Annotated in this window: 20 protein-coding genes; 13 read left to right on the top strand and 7 right to left on the bottom strand. The window is 65.5% G+C overall.

The genetic code is table 11. The features are described 5' to 3' along the window. Window positions 1-37 precede the first annotated feature (37 nt). On the bottom strand, window positions 38-604 hold the full coding sequence (locus JOE41_RS10440; RefSeq protein WP_209752298.1) for an NAD(P)H-dependent oxidoreductase: 567 nt from the start codon (window positions 602-604) through the stop codon (window positions 38-40). A 127-nt stretch (window positions 605-731) separates the two neighbouring features. Here JOE41_RS10440 and JOE41_RS10435 point away from each other — a divergent pair, with 127 nt between their 5' ends. From JOE41_RS10435 to JOE41_RS10410, 6 genes are all read left to right on the top strand, one after another. Further along, on the top strand, window positions 732-1,382 hold the full coding sequence (locus JOE41_RS10435; protein ID WP_209752297.1) for a TetR/AcrR family transcriptional regulator: 651 nt from the start codon (window positions 732-734) through the stop codon (window positions 1,380-1,382). A gap of 359 nt (window positions 1,383-1,741) precedes the next feature. Continuing rightward, window positions 1,742-2,728 carry an ABC transporter permease gene (locus JOE41_RS10430; RefSeq protein WP_209752296.1) on the top strand — a complete coding sequence of 329 codons (987 nt, stop codon included), beginning with the start codon at window positions 1,742-1,744 and terminating at the stop codon, window positions 2,726-2,728. A 2-nt stretch (window positions 2,729-2,730) separates the two neighbouring features. Beyond that, window positions 2,731-3,747 carry an ABC transporter permease gene (locus JOE41_RS10425; protein WP_209752295.1) on the top strand — a complete coding sequence of 339 codons (1,017 nt, stop codon included), beginning with the start codon at window positions 2,731-2,733 and terminating at the stop codon, window positions 3,745-3,747. Further along, window positions 3,744-6,014 (top strand): dipeptide ABC transporter ATP-binding protein, encoded by a 2,271-nt coding sequence (locus JOE41_RS10420; RefSeq protein WP_209752294.1) that lies wholly within the window; start codon window positions 3,744-3,746, stop codon window positions 6,012-6,014. The genes JOE41_RS10425 and JOE41_RS10420 overlap by 4 nt, the downstream gene beginning before the upstream one ends. 55 nt (window positions 6,015-6,069) lie before the next feature. Further along, on the top strand, window positions 6,070-7,779 hold the full coding sequence (locus JOE41_RS10415) for an ABC transporter family substrate-binding protein (RefSeq protein WP_209752293.1): 1,710 nt from the start codon (window positions 6,070-6,072) through the stop codon (window positions 7,777-7,779). 110 nt (window positions 7,780-7,889) lie between these two features. Next, a complete protein-coding gene (locus JOE41_RS10410; RefSeq protein WP_209752292.1) occupies window positions 7,890-8,987 on the top strand; it encodes a Gfo/Idh/MocA family oxidoreductase in 1,098 nt (365 codons plus the stop codon). 86 nt (window positions 8,988-9,073) lie between these two features. On the opposite strand, the gene ald is transcribed toward JOE41_RS10410, so the two are convergent. Further along, window positions 9,074-10,192: an alanine dehydrogenase gene (gene ald, locus JOE41_RS10405; RefSeq protein ID WP_209752291.1), complete on the bottom strand. Its 1,119-nt coding sequence runs from the start codon at window positions 10,190-10,192 to the stop codon at window positions 9,074-9,076. 236 nt (window positions 10,193-10,428) lie between these two features. On the opposite strand from ald, the gene JOE41_RS10400 reads away from it, so the two are divergent. Continuing rightward, entirely contained in the window at window positions 10,429-11,649 is a 1,221-nt protein-coding gene (locus JOE41_RS10400; protein WP_209752290.1) for a PucR family transcriptional regulator, read from the top strand. Between the two features lie 12 nt (window positions 11,650-11,661). Here JOE41_RS10400 and JOE41_RS10395 read toward each other — a convergent pair whose 3' ends face one another. From JOE41_RS10395 to ptsP, 5 genes are all read right to left on the bottom strand, one after another. Beyond that, entirely contained in the window at window positions 11,662-13,011 is a 1,350-nt protein-coding gene (locus JOE41_RS10395; protein ID WP_245200692.1) for a D-arabinono-1,4-lactone oxidase, read from the bottom strand. Between the two features lie 107 nt (window positions 13,012-13,118). After that, entirely contained in the window at window positions 13,119-13,349 is a 231-nt protein-coding gene (locus JOE41_RS10390; protein WP_011693832.1) for a hypothetical protein, read from the bottom strand. 98 nt (window positions 13,350-13,447) lie between these two features. Beyond that, a complete protein-coding gene (locus JOE41_RS10385) occupies window positions 13,448-13,846 on the bottom strand; it encodes a helix-turn-helix domain-containing protein (protein ID WP_011693831.1) in 399 nt (132 codons plus the stop codon). 61 nt (window positions 13,847-13,907) lie between these two features. Beyond that, window positions 13,908-14,186, bottom strand: coding sequence for an HPr family phosphocarrier protein (locus tag JOE41_RS10380; protein WP_011693830.1), 279 nt, complete (start codon window positions 14,184-14,186; stop codon window positions 13,908-13,910). A 33-nt stretch (window positions 14,187-14,219) separates the two neighbouring features. Beyond that, on the bottom strand, window positions 14,220-15,905 hold the full coding sequence (gene ptsP, locus JOE41_RS10375) for a phosphoenolpyruvate--protein phosphotransferase (protein WP_209752289.1): 1,686 nt from the start codon (window positions 15,903-15,905) through the stop codon (window positions 14,220-14,222). Between the two features lie 160 nt (window positions 15,906-16,065). On the opposite strand from ptsP, the gene JOE41_RS10370 reads away from it, so the two are divergent. The 6 genes from JOE41_RS10370 to JOE41_RS10345 all read left to right on the top strand — a co-directional run bounded on the left by JOE41_RS10370 (window position 16,066) and on the right by JOE41_RS10345 (window position 22,474). Further along, entirely contained in the window at window positions 16,066-16,794 is a 729-nt protein-coding gene (locus JOE41_RS10370; protein WP_209752288.1) for a TetR/AcrR family transcriptional regulator, read from the top strand. Between the two features lie 57 nt (window positions 16,795-16,851). Then, complete coding sequence (locus JOE41_RS10365) at window positions 16,852-18,825, top strand: PTS mannitol transporter subunit IICBA (protein ID WP_011693827.1); 1,974 nt, start codon at window positions 16,852-16,854, stop codon at window positions 18,823-18,825. Then, window positions 18,825-19,979: a mannitol-1-phosphate 5-dehydrogenase gene (locus JOE41_RS10360; protein WP_209752287.1), complete on the top strand. Its 1,155-nt coding sequence runs from the start codon at window positions 18,825-18,827 to the stop codon at window positions 19,977-19,979. The genes JOE41_RS10365 and JOE41_RS10360 overlap by 1 nt, the downstream gene beginning before the upstream one ends. A 146-nt stretch (window positions 19,980-20,125) precedes the next feature. Further along, window positions 20,126-20,665 carry an N-acetyltransferase family protein gene (locus tag JOE41_RS10355; RefSeq protein ID WP_374068701.1) on the top strand — a complete coding sequence of 180 codons (540 nt, stop codon included), beginning with the start codon at window positions 20,126-20,128 and terminating at the stop codon, window positions 20,663-20,665. 107 nt (window positions 20,666-20,772) lie between these two features. Next, window positions 20,773-21,222 carry a MarR family winged helix-turn-helix transcriptional regulator gene (locus JOE41_RS10350; RefSeq protein ID WP_209752286.1) on the top strand — a complete coding sequence of 150 codons (450 nt, stop codon included), beginning with the start codon at window positions 20,773-20,775 and terminating at the stop codon, window positions 21,220-21,222. A 25-nt stretch (window positions 21,223-21,247) separates the two neighbouring features. After that, window positions 21,248-22,474 (top strand): MFS transporter, encoded by a 1,227-nt coding sequence (locus tag JOE41_RS10345; protein WP_209752285.1) that lies wholly within the window; start codon window positions 21,248-21,250, stop codon window positions 22,472-22,474. Window positions 22,475-22,560: the final 86 nt, after the last annotated feature.

Raw genomic sequence — 22,560 nt, 5'->3', positions numbered from 1 at the left:
CGCTAGCCGAGGGCGTCTGGCGCGGTTAAGGCTGTGGTCAGGCAGCCTTGGCGGCTGTTCCGGCGTTGGCCAGGGCGTCGAATACGCCCTTGATCTGCTCCACAACTTCGGCGTCATCCTTGGGGTGGACTTCGGCAAAGCGGACCATCGAGCCGGGGACAGCCAGCTTGGCATCTTCAAGGACCCGGGCGCCGGCGATGCCGACGGCCTTGCGGGCCTCGTCCTGTGCCCAGACTCCGCCGTACTGGCCAAAGGCGGTGCCGACGACGGCGGTGGGCTTGCCGTTGAGGGCGCCGGCGCCGAAGGGGCGCGACAACCAGTCGATGGCGTTCTTGAGCGAAGCGGGCACGGTTCCGTTGTGCTCCGGCGTGACCAGCAGCAGGACGTCGGCGCCGTTGGCGGCGGCGCGGAGGGCGGCGGCTGCAGCCGGAACCCGGCCCTCGACGTCAATGTCCTCGTTGTAGAACGGGATGTTGCCCAGGCTTTCGTGGATGACAACCTCAACCTGCTCGGGCGCGTTCAGCTGGATGGCTTCGGCGAGCTTCTGGTTGGTGGATTCGGCGCGCAGGCTGCCGACCAGCGTAAGTACGGTGCCCTTGGACATGTGAACTCCTAGTTTCCGGCCGCGGGAGGGGTCCGCAGGCTTATTGGTCGCGGAGGCTGGTGAGTGCCTTCACTCATGCTAAACGGACTACGGTCCGGATATTATTCCCCGGGCTAGAATAAAATCTGTGAGCCTCATCCCAATCCGCTCCGGATCGCCACAGGGCGGGGAAGCGGAACGCAGCGACGCCGCCCGCAACCGGGAACTGCTTCTCAGGGCTGCCCGTGAACTCATTGAGGAGTGCGGGGCGGACGGCCTCACCATGGACCGGCTGGCCGAGCGCGCGGGCGTCGGTAAAGGTACTGTCTTCCGGCGGTTTGGCTCCCGGGCAGGTCTCATGATGACGCTGCTCAGTGACTCGGAGGCCGAGTTCCAGGGCCGGTTCATGTTCGGTCCCCCGCCCCTCGGCCCGGGTGCTCCGCCACTGGACCGGCTTGCGGCGTTCGGTGCTGCGCGGATTGCCTATGTCCTGGAGTACGGGGAACTGGCCCGGGCCGCGGACGCCTCCGGCTACAACCGCTTCGATGTGCCGGCCGCTGTGCTCTGGCGCCGGCACATCGAAATGCTCCTGCGGGCGGCCGGAGTGACAGCGGATCCCTGGCTCATGGCAATGTCACTCAGCTCCACCCTGGACCCGGAAAGGTTGCTGTACGCCGTGCGGGTGCACCAGGTGACTCCGGAGCGACTTACCGAGTCCTGGCGCGAACTCGTCACCCGCGTGGTGAGCTGTCCCGGCGGCTTCGACACCCGGACAGGGAATACTTCGAATGAAAGGTAATCCATGGCCCGGGATTGCACGGGTCAAATCAATCCTCCGGATTTATTCATAACGATCTGATACAGGACGCCCGTGTTTCCGCTCCAGCTCACCAGGGAGGCCTCCGCATATGTGGTAGTTTCCTCTGGAATGTGACCCGCAACATAGTCCACCAGGACAAAGCCACTGGGCTCGCGGGGCGGCCAGACACCCGCTGGCCATGATCCCGAATCGGCGGCGGAACCCCTGCCGGTTGGGGGATGACGGAAGGATCGACTGCTGTGAATGCTGATATGACACCCGCCCGTAACGACGCCTCCGAAGCGCCGCCGTCACGGCGCGACGCGGAACTGGCTCCGGCGATCCTGAGCTAGGCAGACGTGTTCCGTTACCTCGCCAAAAGGGCAGCTACCTACCTGCTCATGATCTTCCTGACCACCACGGCGGGGTACTTCCTCGCCGTCAGCACGCTTCAGCCGGCGCTGCTGGAGCAGGAACGCATTCCGCGGCCGACGCCCGAGCAGGTGACAAACTCCTTCCGCCTCAAGGGCCTTGATCCGACGCTGAGCCCGTGGGAGCGCTACGTTGACTGGCTGACGGCAGTGGTCACGCGCTGGGACTGGGGCCGAAGCCCCAACGGCGCTTTCATCAATGCCGAGTTCGGCGACCGCGTCTGGATCTCCACCCGGCTGTTCCTGGCCTCCATCGTCCTCACCCTGATCATCGGCGTGGCACTGGGCGTGTACACCGCAGCCCGGCAGTACAAGTTTTCCGACCGCGCGATCACCTCTTACAGCTATCTCGTATACATCGTGCCCGCGCCCATCGCCTACTTCCTGGTCCAGCTGGGTGCCATCAACATCAACGAAACGGTCGGCGAACGGATTCTGTTCGTCACCGGCATCTCCACCCCCGGGCTGGAAGGCAACGGCTGGGTCCAGTTCCTGGACATGCTGGCCCACTACGCCGTGCCCACGTTTGCCATCACCATCGTGGGCTGGGGGACCTACCAGATCGCCCAGCGCCAGTACCTGCTGGACAACGTCAACGCCGACTTTGTCCGGACGGCCCGGGCCAAGGGCCTCACCCGCAACCAGGCCATCACCCGCCACGCCCTTCGGGTCTCGTTCATCCCGGTGGCGCAAAGCATTGCGTTCACCATTCCGGCCATCTTCGCCGGCGGATTCTTTGCCGAGAAGATCTTCGCCTGGCACGGCGTCGGCTCCTGGAGCATCGACGCGATCGCCTTGCAGGACGTGAACGCGGCCACGGCCACTTTGGCTTACGGCTCGGTGATTTTCGCGATCGGAGCCATCCTCGCGGACTTTGCCACCACCCTTGTCGACCCGAGAGTGCGGGTGCAGTAGCCATGACCAACCTGAACGCGGTAGACCCCGGCGCCGTCGCCGAGGAAGCAAGGATCGAGAACGACGACGTCGTGATCGCCAAATCCGCGATCATCCTGCGGCGTTTCCTCCGCAACAAGACCGCCGTGGCAGGCATGGTCATCTTCCTCGCCCTGACGGTGTTTTCCTTCGTGGGCGGCTATTTCACCCCGTGGGACAAGGAGACCATCGACCCCTTCAACATCGGCATGCCGCCGTCTGCCGACCACCTGCTGGGCACGTCCCAGGCGGGCATCGACCTTTACGCCCTCACGGTCGAAGGCACCCGGATCTCCATTTTCATCGGCCTGGTGGTCGGGCTGGTGTCGGTACTGATCGCCGCCGTGTACGGCTGCACCATGGCCTACTTCGGCGGCAAGGTGGACAAGGTCATGCTGTTCATCCTCGAAGCGCTGATCATGATGCCGGCCCTGCTGGTGGTGGCAGTGGCCACCAGCGGCGGCGGCAACGGCCTGCAGGAAAACCTTCCCAGCTGGCTGCTGCTAATCATCGTCCTGCTCGTCTTCAGCTGGATGGGTACCGCCCGCCTCATCCGTTCCCTCTCTATGTCGCTGATGCAGCGCGACTTCGTCAAGGCCGCCCAGTACATGGGCATCCCCGCCCGACGGATCGTCTGGCGGCACCTGGTGCCCAACATCGGATCCCTGCTGGTCCTGGACATCACCCGCGGCGTGACCGGAGCCATCCTGGCTGAGGTCGCCTTCTCCTTCATCGGCATCGGCATCAAGGTCCCCGATGTCAGCCTGGGCGTGCTGATAGGCCAAGCCACGTCGCAGGTGTCCACCTTCCCCTGGATGTTCTGGGTTCCTCTGGTGGTGATGTTCCTGCTGACGGGTTCGCTGGCCATGATGAACGACGGGCTGCGCGATGCGTTCGATCCCAGCTCAAGCTCCGTGGGCAGCGCCAAAATGGGCAGCGCCAAAAAGGGCAGGGCCCAGACGGGCAAAACAGCCAAGACCACAGCAAAGAAGAGCAAATGAGCAGCGAAACCACCGCCAGCACGGAAATGACTGCGGAGCGACTGCACGTTGCGGGGCTGCACACCCCGGGTGATTCCCCGGCGGATGCTGTCCTGTCCGTCCGGGACCTCAACGTCCGGTTCAATTCGGAGAACGGTGTTGTCCACGCGGTCCGCGGCGTGGACTTCGACCTCCTGCCCGGCAAGACCCTCGGCATCGTGGGGGAGTCCGGCTCAGGCAAATCCGTCACCTCCCTGGCCATCATGGGCCTGCTCCCCGCCATGGCCGAGGTCACCGGCTCGGTGCGGCTGAACGGCAGGGAACTGCTGGGCCTCAGCGACAAGGCCATGTGCGCGTACCGCGGCAACGACATCGCCATGGTCTTCCAGGACCCGCTCTCTTCCCTGACGCCCGTGTACACGGTGGGCCACCAGATCATCGAGGCGCTGACGGTCCACCACCCGAAGATGAGCAAACAGGCAAAGGAGGCCCGCGCCGTCGAACTTCTTCGCATGGTGGGCATTCCCAGCCCGAAGGACCGCCTGAAGGCGTTCCCGCACGAATTCTCCGGCGGCATGCGCCAGCGCGTCATGATCGCCATCGCGATTGCCAACAACCCGCGGGTGCTCATCGCGGATGAGCCGACGACGGCGCTGGACGTCACCATCCAGGCGCAGGTCCTGGAGGTGCTGCACACCGCGCAGGAAGAGACCGGAGCCGCCGTCGTGATGATCACGCACGACCTCGGCGTGGTGGCCGGCATGGCGGACGACATCATGGTGATGTACGCGGGAAAGCCGGTGGAGACCGGCAGCGTGGACGACATCTACTACAGCCCGCGGATGCCCTACACCATGGGCCTGCTGGGCGCAGTTCCCCGCGTGGACGTTGCGGAAAAGTCCTCGCTGGTGCCCATCGAAGGCATTCCGCCCAACCTGATCCACACGCCCACCGGGTGCTCCTTCGCGCCCCGCTGCCCCTTGGCGAGTGACGCCTGCCTGCAGGGGGAACCGGAGCTGTGGCCGGTCAGCGGCCCGCGGGCAGCGGGGAACCCCACCGGCAGCGGCGCCCACAAGGCGGCCTGCATCAAGACGGACTCCCTTGGCGCGGAAGTGGATGTCCACGAGATCTTCCGGGCCCCGGCCGTTCCGGTCTCCCGCTTCGACGCCGTTCCGCGGCAGGAGCGCCGGACCGTCCTGGAACTGAAGGACGTCCGGAAGCACTTCCCGCTGCTGAAGGGCTCACTCATTAAACGGCGGATCGGCACGGTAAAGGCCGTGGACGGGCTGAGCTTCGATATCCGCGAAGGAGAGTGCTTCTCGATTGTCGGCGAGTCCGGCTGCGGGAAGACCACCACCCTGCTGGAAATCATGGAATTCCACAAGGACCAGGACGGCGAGGTGACCATCGGCGGCCTGAGCAACAAGGCGGCCTCCGATGCCCGGACCAAGGCCGCCATGCGCAAGGAACTCCAGATGGTGTTCCAGGACCCCACCGGCGCACTGGACCCGCGCTTCACGGTCTTTGAAGTCCTGTCCGAGCCGCTCGAAAACGCCGGCCTGGCCAAGCCCGCGATCCGGAAACGCATCATGGAACTGATGGAGCTGGTGGGCCTCCAGCCGGATCACGTCAACCGCTTCCCCAACCAGTTCTCCGGCGGCCAGCGGCAGCGCATCGGGATTGCCCGCGCGCTCGCGGTCAATCCCAAGCTGGTGGTCCTCGACGAGCCCGTGTCAGCGCTGGACGTGTCCGTGCAGGCGGGCGTCATCAACCTCCTGGACAAGCTCCGCGCAGAACTCGGCCTGAGCTACCTCATGGTGGCGCACGACCTCTCCGTGGTGCGCCACATCTCCAACCGCGTGGCCGTGATGTACCTGGGAAAGATCGTGGAAATCGGGGATGTGAACAGCGTCTTCGACAACCCGCGCCACCCCTACACCCGCGCACTACTGTCCGCGATCCCGGTACCGGACCCGCAACTGGAACGCACCCGCGAACGCATCATCCTGCAGGGGGACCTCCCCTCGCCGCTGGATGCGCCCAAGGGCTGCAACTTCGCCACCCGCTGCCCGGTGTTTGCTGCGCTGCCTGCCGTGAAGCAGGAGAAATGCCTCACGCTCGAGCCGCCCCTGGAAACTGCCGCCCCTTCGCAGGCTGCCCCGGCGGCCCGGACAGCCGCGGCGTCAGTCCAAGATACCGGCCGGCTGGCGACGGACCAGCAGTTCGCCTGTTTCTTCCCGGACGGCGAACTCGACGCGGAAATGCTTGTTGTCCACGAAAGCCCATGACTTGCCCAGATCCCCCAATGCACCAACTCTCGCACCAAAAAATGAAGGGAAACCCATGAAGAATCTGACCAAGATTGGCGGGGCGGCCGCCCTAACGGCAGCGCTTGCGCTCACAGGCTGCGGCGGAGGCGGGACCTCCTCCGGCCCCGAGGCAGGCAAAGGCCAGGACTCCGGCAGCGACCTCACCAAGCTGATCAGCATCAATGCCAAGGACGCCAAGGACCTGGAACCGGGCGGCACCGTGACCCTTCCGCTGGGCAACATCGGTCCGGACTTCAACGGCTTTTCCAACAACGGCAACAGCGCGGACAACACCGCGCTGCACCGCCCCATCGACGGTGCGGGAACGTGGGGCTGCTGGAACTTCGACTTCGACGGCACAGCCACGCCGAACAAGGACTTCTGCGAAGACGTCAAGAGCGAGGTCAAGGACGGCAAGCAGACCATCACCATCAAGGTGAACGAGAAAGCCACCTACAACGACGGCACGCCGATCGACGTCAAGGCCTTCCAGAACACCTGGAACATGCTCAAGGGTGAAAACAAGGACATCGACATCGTCAGCTCCGGCGCGTACGAGTTCGTTGATTCCGTGAAGGCCGGTTCCAGTGACAAGGAAGTTGTGGTCACCACCACCCAGCCGGTATTCCCGCTGGATGCCCTCTTCACTGGCCTGATCCACCCGGCAGTGAATACGCCGGAAATCTTCAACACCGGCTTTACCGGCGACATGCACCCGGAGTGGATGGCCGGCCCGTTCAAGCTGGACCAGTACGACAGCGCCGCCAAGACCGTGACCCTGGCCCAGAACGACAAGTGGTGGGGCACCAAGCCGGTCCTGGACAAGGTGGTGTTCCGCCAGCTGGAGACCAGCGCCCAGATTGCAGCGTTCAAGAACGGTGAAATCGACGGCGTCTCGGCCAACACCATCGCGCTGTACAAGCAGCTCGACGGCACCAAGAATTCAGAGGTCCGCCGCGGCCAGCGCCTGTTCGCAGGTGGCCTGAACCTGAACGCCCAGAAGGCTCCGATGACCGACGTCGCCATCCGCAAGGCGATCTTCACCGCCGTGGACCGCGAAGCACTCCGGAAGGTCCGCTTCAACGGCCTGAACTGGGAAGAGACCAGCTCCGGCTCAATGATGCTGCTGCCGTTCTCCAAGTACTACCAGGACAACTACCCGGCCACGGAATCCGGTGCCGAAGCAGCCAAGAAGGTACTGACCGATGCCGGCTACAAGCCCAACGCAGCGGGCATCATGGAGAAGGACGGAGTCCCGGCCGCCTTCAAGATCAGCAACTTCGGTGACGACCCCACCACCCTGGCGTTCGTGCAGACCCTGCAGAAGCAGCTCCAGGCCGGCGGCATGGACGTAGGGATCGACCAGCGCGCCTCCGCCGACTTCGGCAAGGTACTGGGAAGCCGCGACTTCTTCCTGAGCGTTTCCGGCTACACCGTCGGCGCTGACGCGACCGACGCCGTCAAGCAGTTCTACGACTCCAAGACCAACGAGAACGGGTTGGGCGACGCGGAGCTGGACGCCGAGATCAAGGCCCTCAGCAGCATCGAGGACAACGCCGAGCGCAACAAGGCGGCCATGGAGGTTGAAAGGAAGCACATGGCCAAGTACTTCTCCATGGGTGTTGTGATGAACGGCCCGCAGATCTCGTTCGTCCGCACGGGCCTGGCAAACTACGGCCCGTCCCTGTTCAAGAGCCTGTCCCAGGTTCCGGACTGGACCAGCCTCGGCTGGGAAAAGAAGTAACAACAGCAACGCTGCGCTAGCGCCGGGGCCGGCATCTCCGTGATCTCTTCACGTGGGGGTGCCGGCCTTCGCCGTCCCCATAACTCCTCTCCGGGGGTAGCGTTGGTTTCATGACCACAGCAGCAACTTCGGGCTCCGGCCAGGGCAAGCCCGCGATCCGGACGGCGGTCGCCGGGTTCGGGTTGTCCGGCCGCGTGTTCCACGCCCCGTTGATCGCCGCCAATTCGGCCTACACCCTGGACGTCATTGCAACGTCCGACGCCGGGAGGCAGTCCGACGCGTCCGGCAGCTACCCGGCCACGCGGCTCGTGGACACTCCTGCCGATATTCTGGCGCGCGCCGGCGAACTTGACCTGCTGGTCCTGGGCACACCGCCGGCCACGCACTATCCGCTGGCCAAGGCCGCGCTGGAGGCGGGGCTCGACGTCGTCGTCGACAAGCCTTTTGCGGTGCGCAGCGCCGAAGGCCAGGAACTGATGGAACTCGCCGGCCGGCTGGGCCGTGTGCTGACTGTCTTTCAGAACCGCCGCTGGGACGGCGACTATCTCACCGTGAAGGGTTTGCTGGAAGGCGGCGTGCTGGGCGACGTGACCCGGTTCGAGTCCCGGTTTGAGCGGTGGTCCCCGGAAGTCTCCAAGGCATGGAAAGCGGGTGCCACGGCGGACGACGGCGGCGGGGTGCTTTTCGACCTCGGTACGCACCTTATCGACCAGTCGCTGCAGCTATTCGGGCCCGCCACGGTGATGCACGCGGAACTTAGCGCCCGGAGGCCAGGAGAAAAGACCGACGACGATGTCTTCCTGGCCCTGCAGCACGAGTCCGGTGTGGTCAGCCACCTCTGGATGAACATGCTTTGCGCCCAGCAAGGACCCCGCTACCGGCTGCTGGGCTCCAAGGGCGGCTTCACTAAGCACGGCGTCGACCCGCAGGAACCGTACATTGTGGCCGGCGGTGGGCCACTGGACGAGGAATATGGTATCGAGGACGCCGAATGGGCCGGCTCGCTGGGGCGCGACGGCCACCTGGACCGGCTGTCCACCGAGCGGGGAGCGTACCCGGCGTTCTACCGGATCCTGGCGGACAAAATCCACGACGGCGGCACCGCCTCGCCGCTGCCGCTTCCCGTGGACCCTGCGGGCCCGATCGAAGTGCTCAAATTAATCGAAAAAGCACGGGAACTGGCAACGCGTAACTCCGTTAACGCATGAACGGCGTCCATCCGGAAAGCGTGCGTCTAAGCGACGGTGGGGAGCGAGCACGCGGGGATGGACGCCGTTCATGCGCCGGTCAGGAGTTATGCGGAGACCAGTTCGTGCCAGTCGGCTACGAGCGGCAGGTCATGCGCTTCGGAGACCGAGTGGTGGGCGACCTGCCCGGCGGCGATGTTGAGGCCGGCTGCGAGGGCGGGGTCCTTCTCAAACGCGGCCTTGACGCCGAGGTTGGCCAGGGCCACGCCGTAGCGCAGGGTCACGTTGGTCAGGGCGTAGGTGGACGTGTTCGGAACCGCGCCGGGCATGTTGGCCACGCAGTAGAAGATCGTGTTGTGGACCTTGTACGTGGGTTCCTGGTGCGTGGTGGGGTGGGTGTCCTCGAAGCAGCCGCCCTGGTCCACTGCGATGTCTACGAGCACGGAGCCGGGCTTCATCCGGGAGACGAGCTCGTTGGTGACCAGCTTGGGGGCCTTTGCGCCCGGGATCAGCACGGAGCCGATGACCAGGTCCGCGTCCACGACGGACTTTTCGATTTCGTACTTGTTGGACGCGACCGTCTTCAGCCGGCCCTGGTACTGGGCGTCGAGTTCGCGCAGGCGGTTGATGTTGATGTCCAGGATGGTCACGTCCGCGCCGAGGCCCAGGGCCATGGCTGCGGCGTTGGTGCCGGCGACGCCGGCGCCGAGGACAACAACCTTGGCCGGACGGACGCCCGGGACGCCGCCGAGGAGGACGCCCTTGCCGCCGGCGGGGGCCATCAGGGAGGTGGCGCCGACCTGGACGGACAGGCGTCCTGCAACCTCTGACATCGGGGCCAGAAGGGGCAGGGTGCGGCCTTCCTGGACCGTCTCGTAGGCGATCGCGGTAACGCCGGAGTTGATGAGCTCCCTGGTCAGTTCGGGCTCGGCGGCCAGGTGCAGGTAGGTGAAGAGGATCAGGCCCTTGCGGAAGCGGTGGTATTCCGCGGCGATGGGCTCCTTGACCTTCATGACCATGTCGGCGCGGGCCCAGACGTCATCGGCTTCGGTGACGATCTCGGCGCCGGCGATGGCGTATTCCTCGTCCGTGATGCCTGAGCCCAGGCCTGCGCCGCGTTCCACCAGGACGGTGTGGCCGTGGGTGCGGAATTCGTGGACACCGGCGGCGGTGATGGCCACGCGGAATTCGTTGTTCTTGATCTCTTTAGGGACGCCGATGATCATTTCTTGGGCTCCATTGTTGGTGGCCTTTGTGGGCCGAACGTGCGGGGAATCTGGTACTTCCAGAATAAATCCGGGTGTGAGGTAGCTGACAGGATGCCGCCAAGCCGGCAGGCGGGCTTCCGCTTGTTTCCGGGCTTTTTGAAATCGACGACTAGACATCTGTCGAGCTGTGAAGCGTCAGGTGTCGCCTGCTGTCCGTTCACGTTCCGGCGGCGGCGGGCAGTAAGGTGGCAACCATGCACCAGCAGGATGTGGAACAGCTCGTGGAGCAGGTAGCCGTAAAGCTCGGCCGTGGACTGTCGCTCGAAGATCTCGACGGCGTTCTGCTCGCCTACAGCTCCAATCAGTCCCACGCGGACCGGGTCCGGGTGAACTTCCTGCTCAGCAAACGCGTACCGGCGGACGTGAAGGCGTGGCAGCTATCGCACGGTATCGCGACGGCGGTGCGTCCCGTCGTCGTACCCGCCAACGAGGATCTTGGCATGCTGGGACGCGTCTGCGTCCCGCTGCTGGTCCGCGGTTTCCGCGTCGGTTACCTGTGGGTGCAGCAGGACATTGACGACCAAAGCGCGACGGCGATTCTCACCCAGCTGCCTGGCGTCCGGGACGAACTCGAACTCCTGTCCGGGCTGCTCCTCGAGTCGAACACGGCCGAATCCGAGTTCCGGCGCCGCAGGGAGCAGGAGTTCCTCAGCGCCTGCCGCGGTGAAGCAAATGCCGTTGCCGCCGTGGCCGGCTGGAAGGAGGTGCAGGGCCGCGGCCCGTGGCAGCTGGTCACAGTGCTCGACGCCGACGGCTGGGCGGAGGGATCCGACCCCATCGCCTCAACCCTGATCCACCGGTCCTCGGCCCTGCAGGCGACCATCGGGGTGGACGCGGCGCTCTTCAGTGCCGGCACGGAAACCCACGCGGTGGTCCTGTTCCGGGAATCTACCGGGCGGGCGGCCCATGCGCAGGTCCTGGTCCACTACCAGCTCGAACTTGCCAAGCGGTCCGGGCGGCCCGTGCACCGGATCATCCTTGGAACAAGCGAAGGCTTCGCCAAGCCGCGTCAACTGGCAGACGCCTACCGGCAGTCCAAGCAGGCCGCGCAGGCCGCCGCAGTGGATCCCCAGCTGGGCGAGCTGGTGGATTGCCGGGCCACCGGCGTCTACCAGCTGCTGGCCTCCGCCGGTGGCGGCGCCGGGGCCTGGGCCGACGCCGGTTCCGTCTACTGGCGCATCCTGGAAGACCACGATCGGAACGGTGAGCTCCTGCCCGTGCTGGAACTGCTGTATGACAATGACGGTTCAGTGCAGGACGTCGCCACCAGGCTGCATCTGCACCGGAGCAGTATTTACAACCGGCTGGGCCGCATCCGGCAGGTCCTTGGCGTGGATCCGCTGAAGGGCATGGTCCGGCTCGAACTCCATGCGGCCCTCAAGGCCCGCCGCTGGGCAGGACGCCCACGGATTTAGGCGGCCGCCGACCTAGTTTCCGAAGACCTTCCGGGCCAGGAACTCATTGCGGAATTTGTGCTCCGGATCCATCCGTTCGGCAAGGTCTTTGAAGTCGGAAAAGCGCGGGTACAGCTCGGCCACGGCATCGGCGCCGGCATGGAACAGCTTGCCCCAGTGGGGCCGGGCGTTGAATGGCGCCAGGGCCTCCTCCATGACGGGGAGGACCTTCTCCACCTCATCCTGCCGCTGCTTCCAGGTGAAATGGAACCCCACCGAATCCTGTCCGTAAGCGGTGCTCAGCCAGAGCTTGTCCGCCGCCACGGTGCGGATTTCCGAGACAAGCAGCAACGGGGTGATGCGGTCCGAGAGGGCGCGGAGCTCCCCGATGGCGGCCACGGCATGTTCGCGGCGGACGAAGAACTCGCTCTGCAGTTCCTCGCCGCTGCTGGGGGTGAAGGCCATGCGGAAGTGCGCCAGCCGCTCGGACCAGGACCCCGGAACCCCGAGCTGTTCGGTGCAGTTTTCGGCCGAGACTCCGGGCAGGGGGTGCCGGGCGACCCCCGCCCGCGTCCCGCCGAAGAACGTGCCGGCGGCGAAGGCCTCGCCAGCCAGGGTCGAACCGGCATCGGAACTGGCGGCCGAGCCGGATAGGCGGCTCTTGAGCCAGGCCTGCGCCACGTCGTCCCCGCTCCAGTCCGTGAACAGGCTGACGCTGTAAGCACTGGAGGTGACGGCGTCGAAATTTCCCAGAACCGTGTCCCACGGAAGGGCTTCGAAGACGTCCTGCCGCACCGTGAAGGTGGGCTCGATGTCCAGCGTCACCTTGGTGACGACGCCCAGGGCGCCAAGCCCGACGACGGCGCCGTCAAAGCCGGGCGAGCTGCCGCGGTTGAGGCGGTGGACGGTTCCGTCCGCTGCTACGAGTTCCAGTGCGGCAACCGAGGTTGCCAGGTTGCCGTTGGCATCGCCGGACCCGTGGGTTGCGGTTGCGATGGCTCCGGCCACGGAGATATGCGGGAGGGAAGCAAGGTTGGACAATGCGAAGCCGGCAGATTCCAGCTGCTCCGCCAGGGTGCCGTAGCGGGTGCCGCCGGAGACAGTGACGGTACGAGTGGCGGCATCGATGCGGATGCCGGGGTCCAGGTCTTCAAGCGAGACCAGCGATCCGGGGGAGTCTGCGATGGCATTGAACGAGTGCCGGGAGCCCAGGGCGCGGATTTTCGAGGCGCCGGCCACCACCCCCTGGACTTCCTCGAGGGTGCGCGGACGGTGGATCGAAGCGGCCGTGTAGCGGTAGTTACCGGCCCAGTTCAATTCCGGAGCGGAACTTCCGGCTCCTGTGCTGCCGCTTAGCCCGGGCAGTTCGCTGACAGTGCGCATTGCATCCCTTTCGCGCCGGACCAAGGGGGCCATCGGCAAAGTGTTATCGCTAACAAGTCTGGGGAGCGGTGCCGCCTCATGTCAATGGCCATCCATGGCCAGATGCGTCAGCGGTCCTCGACCGACGTCCGGGACTGGCTTTGCTCGAGGAGGCGGACGGCAGCTTCGCGCCGGCGGCGGGCGAGGTGGCTTTCCAGGCCCTTGGAGACGGCAACAAACGCCACGCAGCTGGCCATAAAAGCGGCGGTGTTGTTCAGGCCCATGGCCGTTCCGAGGGCGGCAGTCAGCAGCATGGCGGCGAATCCCGCCACAATGTGCCACCCTCTGAACTTACCCACAAATAAAGGGTAACCCCGGCCTTTGCGGCGTTTCGGCGGTAAGCGGGGATCGTTGCTTGATCCTTATCACTGCTTCACAAATCGCATCCGGCGCTACATCAAAGCGGCTCGTCGCTGCTGCCGGCCGCCTTGGTCTTCTTCTGCGTCTCCAGCCACTCCATGATGGCCGCCAGCCGGATCCGACGGTGCGTGCCGCGGTACTCCACCGGAATTTCGCCGCGGTCCGTCATATTGCGAAGGTACGTGTGCGAGATCCCGGCGAGGTCCGCGGCCTGGGAGGTGGTCAGCATTTCCTCAACGCTGCTGACCGTCACCGCTTCGCCACGGCTGAAACGGCTCAGGAGATCCACGACGGCGTCGCGCGCCTGCGGCGGCAACCGGTGGACCGTGCCGTCCACAAACACGGTGATGTCATGGCTGCCGTCGAGGGCACGCTTCAGATTCAGGGCTTCATCGCCGGGAAGCCCGGCGGTCACGCGGGGAGCAATCAGTGCCATGCGGAAATCCTAGCGCCCCCGGCGTGACCCGGCCGGTATCGATGATCCGGTACCGACGCCGCTATTCGGCGTCGAGGTCCGTCTCCAGGAGGGTGACCAGAGCATCCAGTGCCTGGTCGGCGCCGTCGCCGTCGGCCCGCAGCACCACGACGTCTCCCTTGGCGGCCCCCAGCGTCATCAGCGAAAGGATGCTGGCGGCATCGAGTGCTTCCTCCGCAGGCTCGCCCTGCATGGAAATGGTGACGTCAACGCCGGCATTGCCGGCCGCTTCGGCGAACAGCGCGGCAGGGCGGGCGTGGAGGCCTGAGCGGCTGGCGATGGTTGCGGTACGTTCGGGCATTGCTTCTCCTGATGGATTGTCGGTGGGCGGCTTTTAGAGGCCGAGTTCGGCGAGCACGGGCAGCTTCTCGCGCACCCAGGCCCGGGCTTCAGTGGCACTCGGTGCGGACAGCGCCAATTTGGCCAGGTCCTGCGCTTCGGCCAGCGTGACGGTCTTGAGCACGGCGGCCACGGCCGCAAGGGAGCGTGCGGTCATGGACAGTGTGGTGACGCCCAGCCCGGTCAGCACGACGGCGAGGGCCGGATCCGCGGCAGCCTCGCCGCAGACGCCCACGGGTTTGTTGTGACCTTCTGCGCGCGAGCCCTCAACGGTGAGGCCGACGAGGCGCAGCACGGCGGGCTGCCAGGGCGTGTTCAGCGCGGCCAAGGGGCCGAGTTGGCGGTCGGCTGCCATGGCGTACTGCGTGAGGTCGTTGGTTCCCAGGCTGGCGAATTCCACTTCCCGAAGGATGGCCTCGGCCGTCAGCGCGGCAGAGGGGACCTCCACCATCACGCCCGGGGTTTTGATCCCGGCATCGGCGCACATGGAGGCGAAGCGGGCGGCCTCTTCCGCCGTGGAGATCATCGGGGCCATGACCCACACGTCCGCTTCGGACTGCTTCTCGGCCAGGGCGATTGCTTCCAGCTGGCGGTCCAGCACGCCCGGCGTGGTGAAGTCCGTGCGGTAGCCGCGGACGCCCAGTGCGGGGTTGGGCTCGGTGGAGTCGGTCAGGAAGGGGAGCGGCTTGTCGGCGCCGGCATCGAGCGTCCGCAGCACCACCTTCTTGCCCGGGAAGGCATCAAAGACGCTCTTGTAGGCTGCTGCCTGTTCTTCCACGGTGGGCTCGGTGTCCCGTTCCAGGAAACAGAATTCGGTACGGAACAGTCCCACGCCCTGGGCGCCGAGCTTCGCGGCCGCCTCGGCATCCTTGCCGCCGCCTACGTTGGCGAGGAGAGGCACCAGGTGGCCGTCCGCCGTCGCGCCCGTGCCGCTGAACTCGGCCAGCAGGGAAGCTGTGGCCGCCCATGCGTCCGCTGCGGCACGCAAGGATTGGTCGGGCTCGGACGTGACGGTGCCGGCGGCGCCGTCCACATAGACCTCGGTGCCGTCCGGGAGCTCGTCCACGCCTACTGCGGCGACGACGGCAGGAAGGCCGAGGGAGCGGGCGATGATGGCAGTGTGGGACTGGGGGCCGCCGCCTGCCGTGACGAGCGCCAGGACCTTGTTCGGGTCCAGGGTGGCGGTGTCGGCGGGGGCCAGGTCCTCGGCCACCAGGACGAACGGCGTGTTGGAGGCGGGGATGCCGGGGGCGGGCACGCCCCGCAGCTCGGCGACGATCCGTGCGCGCACGTCCAGGACGTCCGTGGCGCGCTCGGCCATGTAGCCGCCCAGGTTGTGAAGCATTTCCGAGACGGAGGAGCCGGACTCCCAGATGGCGCGCTCACTCGAGACGCCTCGGGCAACGAGCTTGGCCGCGCCCTTGATCAGCATGGTGTCCTTGGCCATCAGTGCCGTGGCTTCCAGGACAGCCTTGCCGTCGCCCGTCGCGTGGGCGGCACGGGCCTTCAGTTCGTCGTGCACAGCCTGGGACGCCGACTTGAGGGCGGCGGTCGCGTCCTCGGCCGTGACTCCGGCCGGCAGTTGTTCGCCTGCCGGCGGTTCGCTGATGGGCTTGGGCATTTGGCGGATGCTGCCGATGATCCGGCCGGGGCTGACGCCTACTCCTGGGAAGTTCTGCACTGAAGGTCCTCGTTCTCTGCCGTAAGCAGGCCCCGCCATTCGTTGCCCGGGCGATTGCCCGGACCGTCGCGACGGCTACGTCCGACGGCTTTGCGGTGCCTGAAAAAATTGTATGTGATGCAGTTCATATAGCGGTGCTATAGGTGATAGGGTAGCGGTTATGAGTTTCGATGGCCAGCTACCGCCCAAAATGAGGTTGTTGCGTGCGGCAGCCGAGTTGCTGGCCAAATCAGGGGGCGCGGCCGTTTCCACCCGCCAGATCACCCAGCTGGCAGGTGTTTCCGCTCCCACCCTCTATCACCACTTCGGTGACAAGGAAGGGCTGTTCGACGCCGTCGTCGCGGCGGGTTTCGAAGAATATGTGGCCGGCGAACGCGACTTTGCGCCCTCCGGGCATCCACTGGAAGACATCCGGCGGATGTGGGACAACCACGTTCAGTTCGGACTGAACCAGCCGGAACTGTATCTGGTCATGTTTGGCAACATTCGCCCTGAGAGCCGTCCAGCCATCGTTGCCGATGCCGAGGCCCTCATGGAGGAAATGCTGAACAAAGCTGCTGTGGCGGGGCAGTTGAACGTCCAACCGCGGGAAGCGGCCAGGAGCATCCTGGCGGCGAACGTGGGAGTGACGCTCATGCTGATCGCGGAACCTGCCGCAGAACGCAACCTTGAATTGTCCACTATGACCCGCGACGCCATGATTTTCGCAGTCTCCGCGGAGCAGGCCAGTGGCGCCGGACCGGAAACATCCGGGAAATCGTCGGTGGTGGTGGCGGCAATCGCCTTGAACGCCGCGCTCCAGGCGTCGCACTCGGATCAGCTCTCCAGCTCGGAACTCAAGCTCTTTCTCGAATGGCTCCACCGGATCTCCACAAGTTCCACCAGCTAGTCGTCGAAAATATCGGACCATCCTGCGGTGCAGCAGGAATCACGGTTAGGAAATCACATGGCAACAGAGACAGTTGCAAAACCCCGCACCAGCCTGCGGGTTGGCGTCCAGAAATTCGGGACGTTCCTGTCCGGAATGATCATGCCCAACATCGGCGCTTTCATCGCCTGGGGCATCATCACGGCCTTCTTCATTCCGGCGGGCTTTACTCCCAATGAGGAACTGGCCAAGCTCGTTGGCCCGATGATCACCTTCCTGCTTCCGCTCCTGATCGGCTACACCGGCGGCCGCATGGTCCACGGCGTCCGTGGCGGCGTTGTCGGCGCGGCCGCAACCATGGGCGTGATCGTCGGTACGGACATCCCCATGTTCATCGGCGCCATGATTATGGGCCCGCTGACCGCATGGATCATGAAGAAGCTGGACAAGATCTGGGAAGGCCGGGTCAAGCCGGGCTTCGAGATGCTGATCGACAACTTCACCGCAGGCATCGTGGCAGCAGCCATGGCCATCGTGGGCATGCTGGTGATCGGCCCGGTGGTGAAGGCCTTCAGCAACGGCGCCAGTTCCGTCGTCGAATTCCTGGTCAACAACGGCTTGCTGCCGTTCACCAGCATCTTCATCGAGCCGGCCAAGGTACTGTTCCTGAACAACGCCGTGAACCATGGCATCCTGACGCCGCTGGGTACGGAACAGGCACTGCAAAACGGAAAATCCATCCTGTTCCTGCTCGAAGCCAACCCGGGTCCCGGCGTGGGCATCCTGCTTGCGTACATGATCTTCGGCAAGGGCCTGGCCAAGGCGTCAGCCCCCGGCGCCGCCCTGATCCAGTTTGTTGGCGGTATCCACGAAATCTACTTCCCGTTCGTACTGATGAAGCCCATCATCATCCTGGCCGCAATCGGAGGCGGGATGACGGGCATCTTCACCCTGGTGCTCACCGGCGCAGGCCTGCGCTCCCCGGCCGCCCCGGGCAGCATCATCGCCGTCTTCGCCGCGACCGCCAGCGACAGCTACTTCGGAGTCGCGCTGTCCGTGCTGCTCGCCGCCACGGTGTCCTTCCTGATCGCTTCGGTGATCCTGAAGTCCAGCAAGACCCCCGTGGGCGAAACCGAGGAGGACAGCCTGAGCGCCGCCACCTCCCGGATGGAGTCCATGAAGGGCAAAAAGAGCTCCATCTCCTCCACCCTGACCGGCGCGGGAGCAACGACGGCCGTTATGGCTGGCCCCATCAAGAACATCGTGTTTGCCTGCGACGCCGGCATGGGCTCAAGCGCCATGGGCGCTTCGGTTCTGCGGAACAAGATCAAGGCGGCCGGCTTCCCCGACGTCAAGGTCACCAACTCCGCCATTGCGAACCTGAGCGACACCTACGATGTGGTCATCACCCACCAGGACCTGACCGAGCGGGCCAAACCCGCCACGGGCAGCGCCGTGCACGTATCCGTGGACAACTTCATGAACAGCCCGCGCTATGACGAGATCGTGGAGCTGGTCAAGAGCAGCAACACCGAAGGAACGGCCGGCGCCGCTGCTCCCGCTGCCGCTGCGGCGCCAGTGGCGACTGCAGCCCCGTCAGCTGCCGAAGCCGCAACGCCGTCGGACATCCTGGTGGCTGACAGCGTTGTGCTCAATGGCACGGCCACCACCCGCGACGCCGCAATCGACGAAGCGGGCCGGCTGCTGCTGGACCGCGGCGCCGTGGACAGCGGCTACATCGATGCCATGCACGAACGCGAGGAATCCGTGTCCACGTACATGGGGAGCTTCCTGGCCATTCCGCACGGCACCAACGCCGCCAAGGACCACATCATGAAGTCCGCCGTGTCCGTGATCCGTTACCCGAACGGCATCGACTGGAACGGCAAAGAGGTCAAGTTTGTGGTGGGCGTGGCCGGCATCAACAACGAGCACCTGCAGATCCTGTCCTCCATCGCGAAGGTGTTCACCAACAAGGCCCAGGTGGCACAGCTCGAGGCGGCCACCACGGTTGACGAAGTGCTGGAACTGTTCGGAAAGGTCAACGCATAGTGAAGGCTGTCCATTTTGGAGCCGGGAACATCGGCCGCGGCTTTGTGGGACTGCTGCTGCACCAGGCAGGCTACGAGCTCGTGTTTGCCGACGTCGCGGAGGAGCTGATCTCTCAGCTCGCCGCCGCGGACAGCTACGACGTCCACGAGGTGGGGGATAACCCCACGGTCCGGACCGTGGATAACTTCCGGGCGCTCAACTCCGCGACCCAGGAAGCGGACGTGGTGGCGGAAATCGCGACGGCGGACGTCGTCACCACGGCGGTGGGGCCGCACATCCTCAAGTTCGTGGCCCCCGTGATTGCCAAGGGCATCGCCGCGAGGGCCGCCGGGCTGGCCCCGCTGCAGGTGATGGCGTGTGAGAACGCCATCAACGCCACGGACATCCTGCGGGATGAAGTGGCAGCGCAGTGGGACCCTGCTACGGGACCGCTCGAGGCCGCGGCCGTGTTCGCCAACACGGCCGTGGACCGGATCGTCCCCAACCAGGAGCCGGGCAAGGGCCTGGATGTCACGGTGGAGACGTTCTACGAGTGGGTCATTGACCGGACGCCCTTCGGGGACAATGTGCCGGTCATCCCGGGCGCCACGTTTGTGGACAACCTGGAGCCGTACATCGAACGGAAGCTGTTCACCGTGAACACCGGGCACGCCGCCGCTGCGTACTTCGGGTTCGAGGCGGGGCTAAGCAAGATCTCCGAGGCCATGGCGGACCAGGATGTGGCTGCGGATGTGCGCGCTGTCCTGGACGAGACCAAGGAGTTGCTGATCCACAAGCACGGCTTCAACCGCGAGGAGCAGGAAGCCTACGTGGAGAAGATCCTGAGCCGCTTCACCAACCCGCACCTCCCGGACACCGTCAACCGGGTGGGCAGGGCACCGCTCCGCAAGCTCAGCCGGCACGAGCGGTTCATCGGCCCGGCGGCGGAGCTGGCCGAACGCGGAATCGTGCCGGAGGCGCTTCTGGGAGCCATTGCCGCTGCCCTGCGATTCAATGATCCCGCCGACGCCGAGGCCGCCGAGCTGGCGCAGATCGTGGCGTCGTCCACGGCCGCCGAGACCACGGAGAAGGTGACCGGCCTGACGCCCGGGCATCCGCTCTTTGCCGCCGTCGAGGCGCTGGTGGAAGAGGTCAAGGCGGAGGTTAAGGCCTAGGGCCTCCCCAGCCGACGCTCTCTCACTTCCTCCCGCTTTTTCATAGACGCTCTCTCACCCTGAACTGGTCCACCGCCTGGCCGGGTGAGAGGGCGTCTGTGTTTTTGGCGTCGGAAGTGAGAGAGCGTCTGTGGCAGGCTGGTCGCGTGACCTCCGAGCGATTCAACCAGCCCGCACTCCCGGACCAGCCCGCCCTGCTGACCCTCGACGTCGACGGCGGCATTCTCCGCCTCCGCCGCGCGACGCGGGCGGACCTCCCCCTGATCCTGGAGCTGCTGGCTGACGACCGGTTGGGTGCGAGCCGCGAGGACACCTCGGACATGGCACCGTATCAGCGTGCCTTCGAAGCGATCGACGCCGATCCTTGCCACCTTCTGGTCGTCGGCGAGCTCCTCGTGCAGGGGAAGCCGGCCGGCCCGGTTGTGGCCACGTTCCAGCTGAGCTTCATTCCGGGCCTCTCCCGGCGGGGGTCCTGGCGCAGCCAAATCGAAGCCGTGAGGGTGTCTGCCCAGTTGCGTGGCCTTGGGATCGGAGCCGCCATGGTTACGTGGGCAGCCGACGAGTCCCGCCGTCGGGGGTGCTCGCTGATGCAGCTGACCACCCACAAGTCCCGCAGAGATGCCCACCGCTTCTACGAACGTCTCGGCTTCGCAGCCAGCCATGAAGGCATGAAGCTCACGCTTTGACGCCCCGTGAGGCGGCCCGAAGGGAGAGAGCGTTTGGCCTTTTCGTGCGAAAAGTAAGAGAGCGTTTGGTTGATTTTTAGGTACCCTAACTGTTAGGCTACCTAACTATGAACAACGTTCAGTCCGCGCCCGTCGCGCTGCAGACCCTCGCCCAGGATTTCCGGGAAGCGCTCCGCCACAGCGTCTACCTGGTCCGCCGCCTCGACGCGGAGGGCGAGCTCAGCGCCGCGCAGCTCGGCACGCTCAAGATGCTGCTTGGCGACGGCGTCCGGGTCGGCGAAATAGCCAGGAACCTGGGCGTCCGGGTGCCCAGCGCCACCGAGCAGATCATCAAGCTCGAGAAGGCCGGCCTCGTGCGCCGCGACCCCGATCCGGACGATTCGCGCGCTGTGCGGGTTGTGCTGACCGCGGAAGGCCGTGCCGCCGTCGACTCTGCCAATGAGCGGCGCAATGCCGTCATGGCCGGAATCCTCGAAACCCTCACCGATGATGACCGGCAGGCCCTCGCCGCCGCGCTCCCGGTGATCGAAAAGATCAATGGAACCCTTCACAACTAATACCCACAACCTAGGAGTGCCCTTCATGGAAGGCCAGCTCGCCGCCACGCGGCCAGCAGTAGAAGAAACCCTGGAAGCCGAGAAGGCCTCCTTGCTCAAGCAGCCCAAGGCGGTGTGGGCCACGGCCCTCGCTGCGGTGTTCGCGTTCATGGGGATCGGGCTGGTGGATCCGATCCTCCCGGCGATCGCCAAGAACCTGGACGCCACCCCAAGCCAGGTGTCCCTGCTGTTCACGAGCTATTTCCTGGTCACGGCGGTGGCCATGCTGATCACCGGCTTTGTGTCGTCCCGCATCGGCGGCAAGAAGACCCTGCTGATCGGACTGGCGGTGATCGTGGTCTTCGCCTCGCTGTCCGGAATGTCAGGCAGCGTGGGTGAACTGATCGGCTTCCGCGCCGGGTGGGGCCTGGGCAACGCGCTCTTCGTAGCCACCGCCCTGGCCGTCATTGTGGGAGTGGCCAGCGGGGGCGCCGGCACGGCGATCATCCTTTATGAGGCGGCACTCGGCCTGGGCATCTCCCTCGGCCCGCTCCTGGGTGCCCTGCTGGGCGGCTGGCAGTGGCGGGCACCGTTCTTCGGCACCGCCGTGCTCATGGCAGCGGCCTTTATCGCCCTCATCGCGCTGCTCCCCACCACCCCGCTGCCGGAGCGGAAGGTCAGGCTCCGCGACCCGCTGCTCGCCTTGGGCCACAAGGGGCTGCGGACGACGGCGGCCAGCGGCCTGTTCTACAACTACGGCTTTTTCACCATCCTGGCTTTCACGCCGTTCATCCTCGGCATGGACGCTTACGGCATCGGCGGGGTGTTTTTCGGCTGGGGCGTGGCCGTCGCGGTCTTCTCGGTCTTTGTGGCGCCTGTGCTGCAGAACCGGTTCGGCGCCACCAGAGTGCTCACCGGCACGCTGGCCGTCCTGATGCTGGACCTGGCAGGGCTGGGGCTGGCCGCCGGGCACTCGGTTCCCGCCGTCGTCGTACTGGTGGTGGTTTCAGGTGCGCTGCTGGGCATCAACAACACGGTGTACACGGAACTGGCCATGGGCGTCTCCGACTCGCCGCGGCCGGTGGCGTCAGCCGGCTACAACTTCGTGCGCTGGATGGGCGGCGCCCTGGCACCGTTCGCGGCCGCCCAGCTGGGTGAGCACTTCGGCCCGCAGGTTCCGTTCTTCGCCGGCGCCCTGGCCATGGTGGTTGCCATCGCGATTGCCTTTGGCGGACGCCGCTTCCTGGCGGCCCACGAACCCCACGTGGTCTAGTCCGAACGACCCTCTCTCACTTCCTGCCGGTTTGCCACAAACGCTCTCTCACCTGCCGTGCCGGGGTGAGAGAGCGTATGTGTCTT

The sequence above is a fragment of the Arthrobacter sp. PvP103 genome, assembly GCF_017833075.1.
Taxonomy (GTDB): Bacteria; Actinomycetota; Actinomycetes; order Actinomycetales; family Micrococcaceae; genus Arthrobacter.
This window is presented reverse-complemented; position numbering and strand designations above follow the sequence as displayed.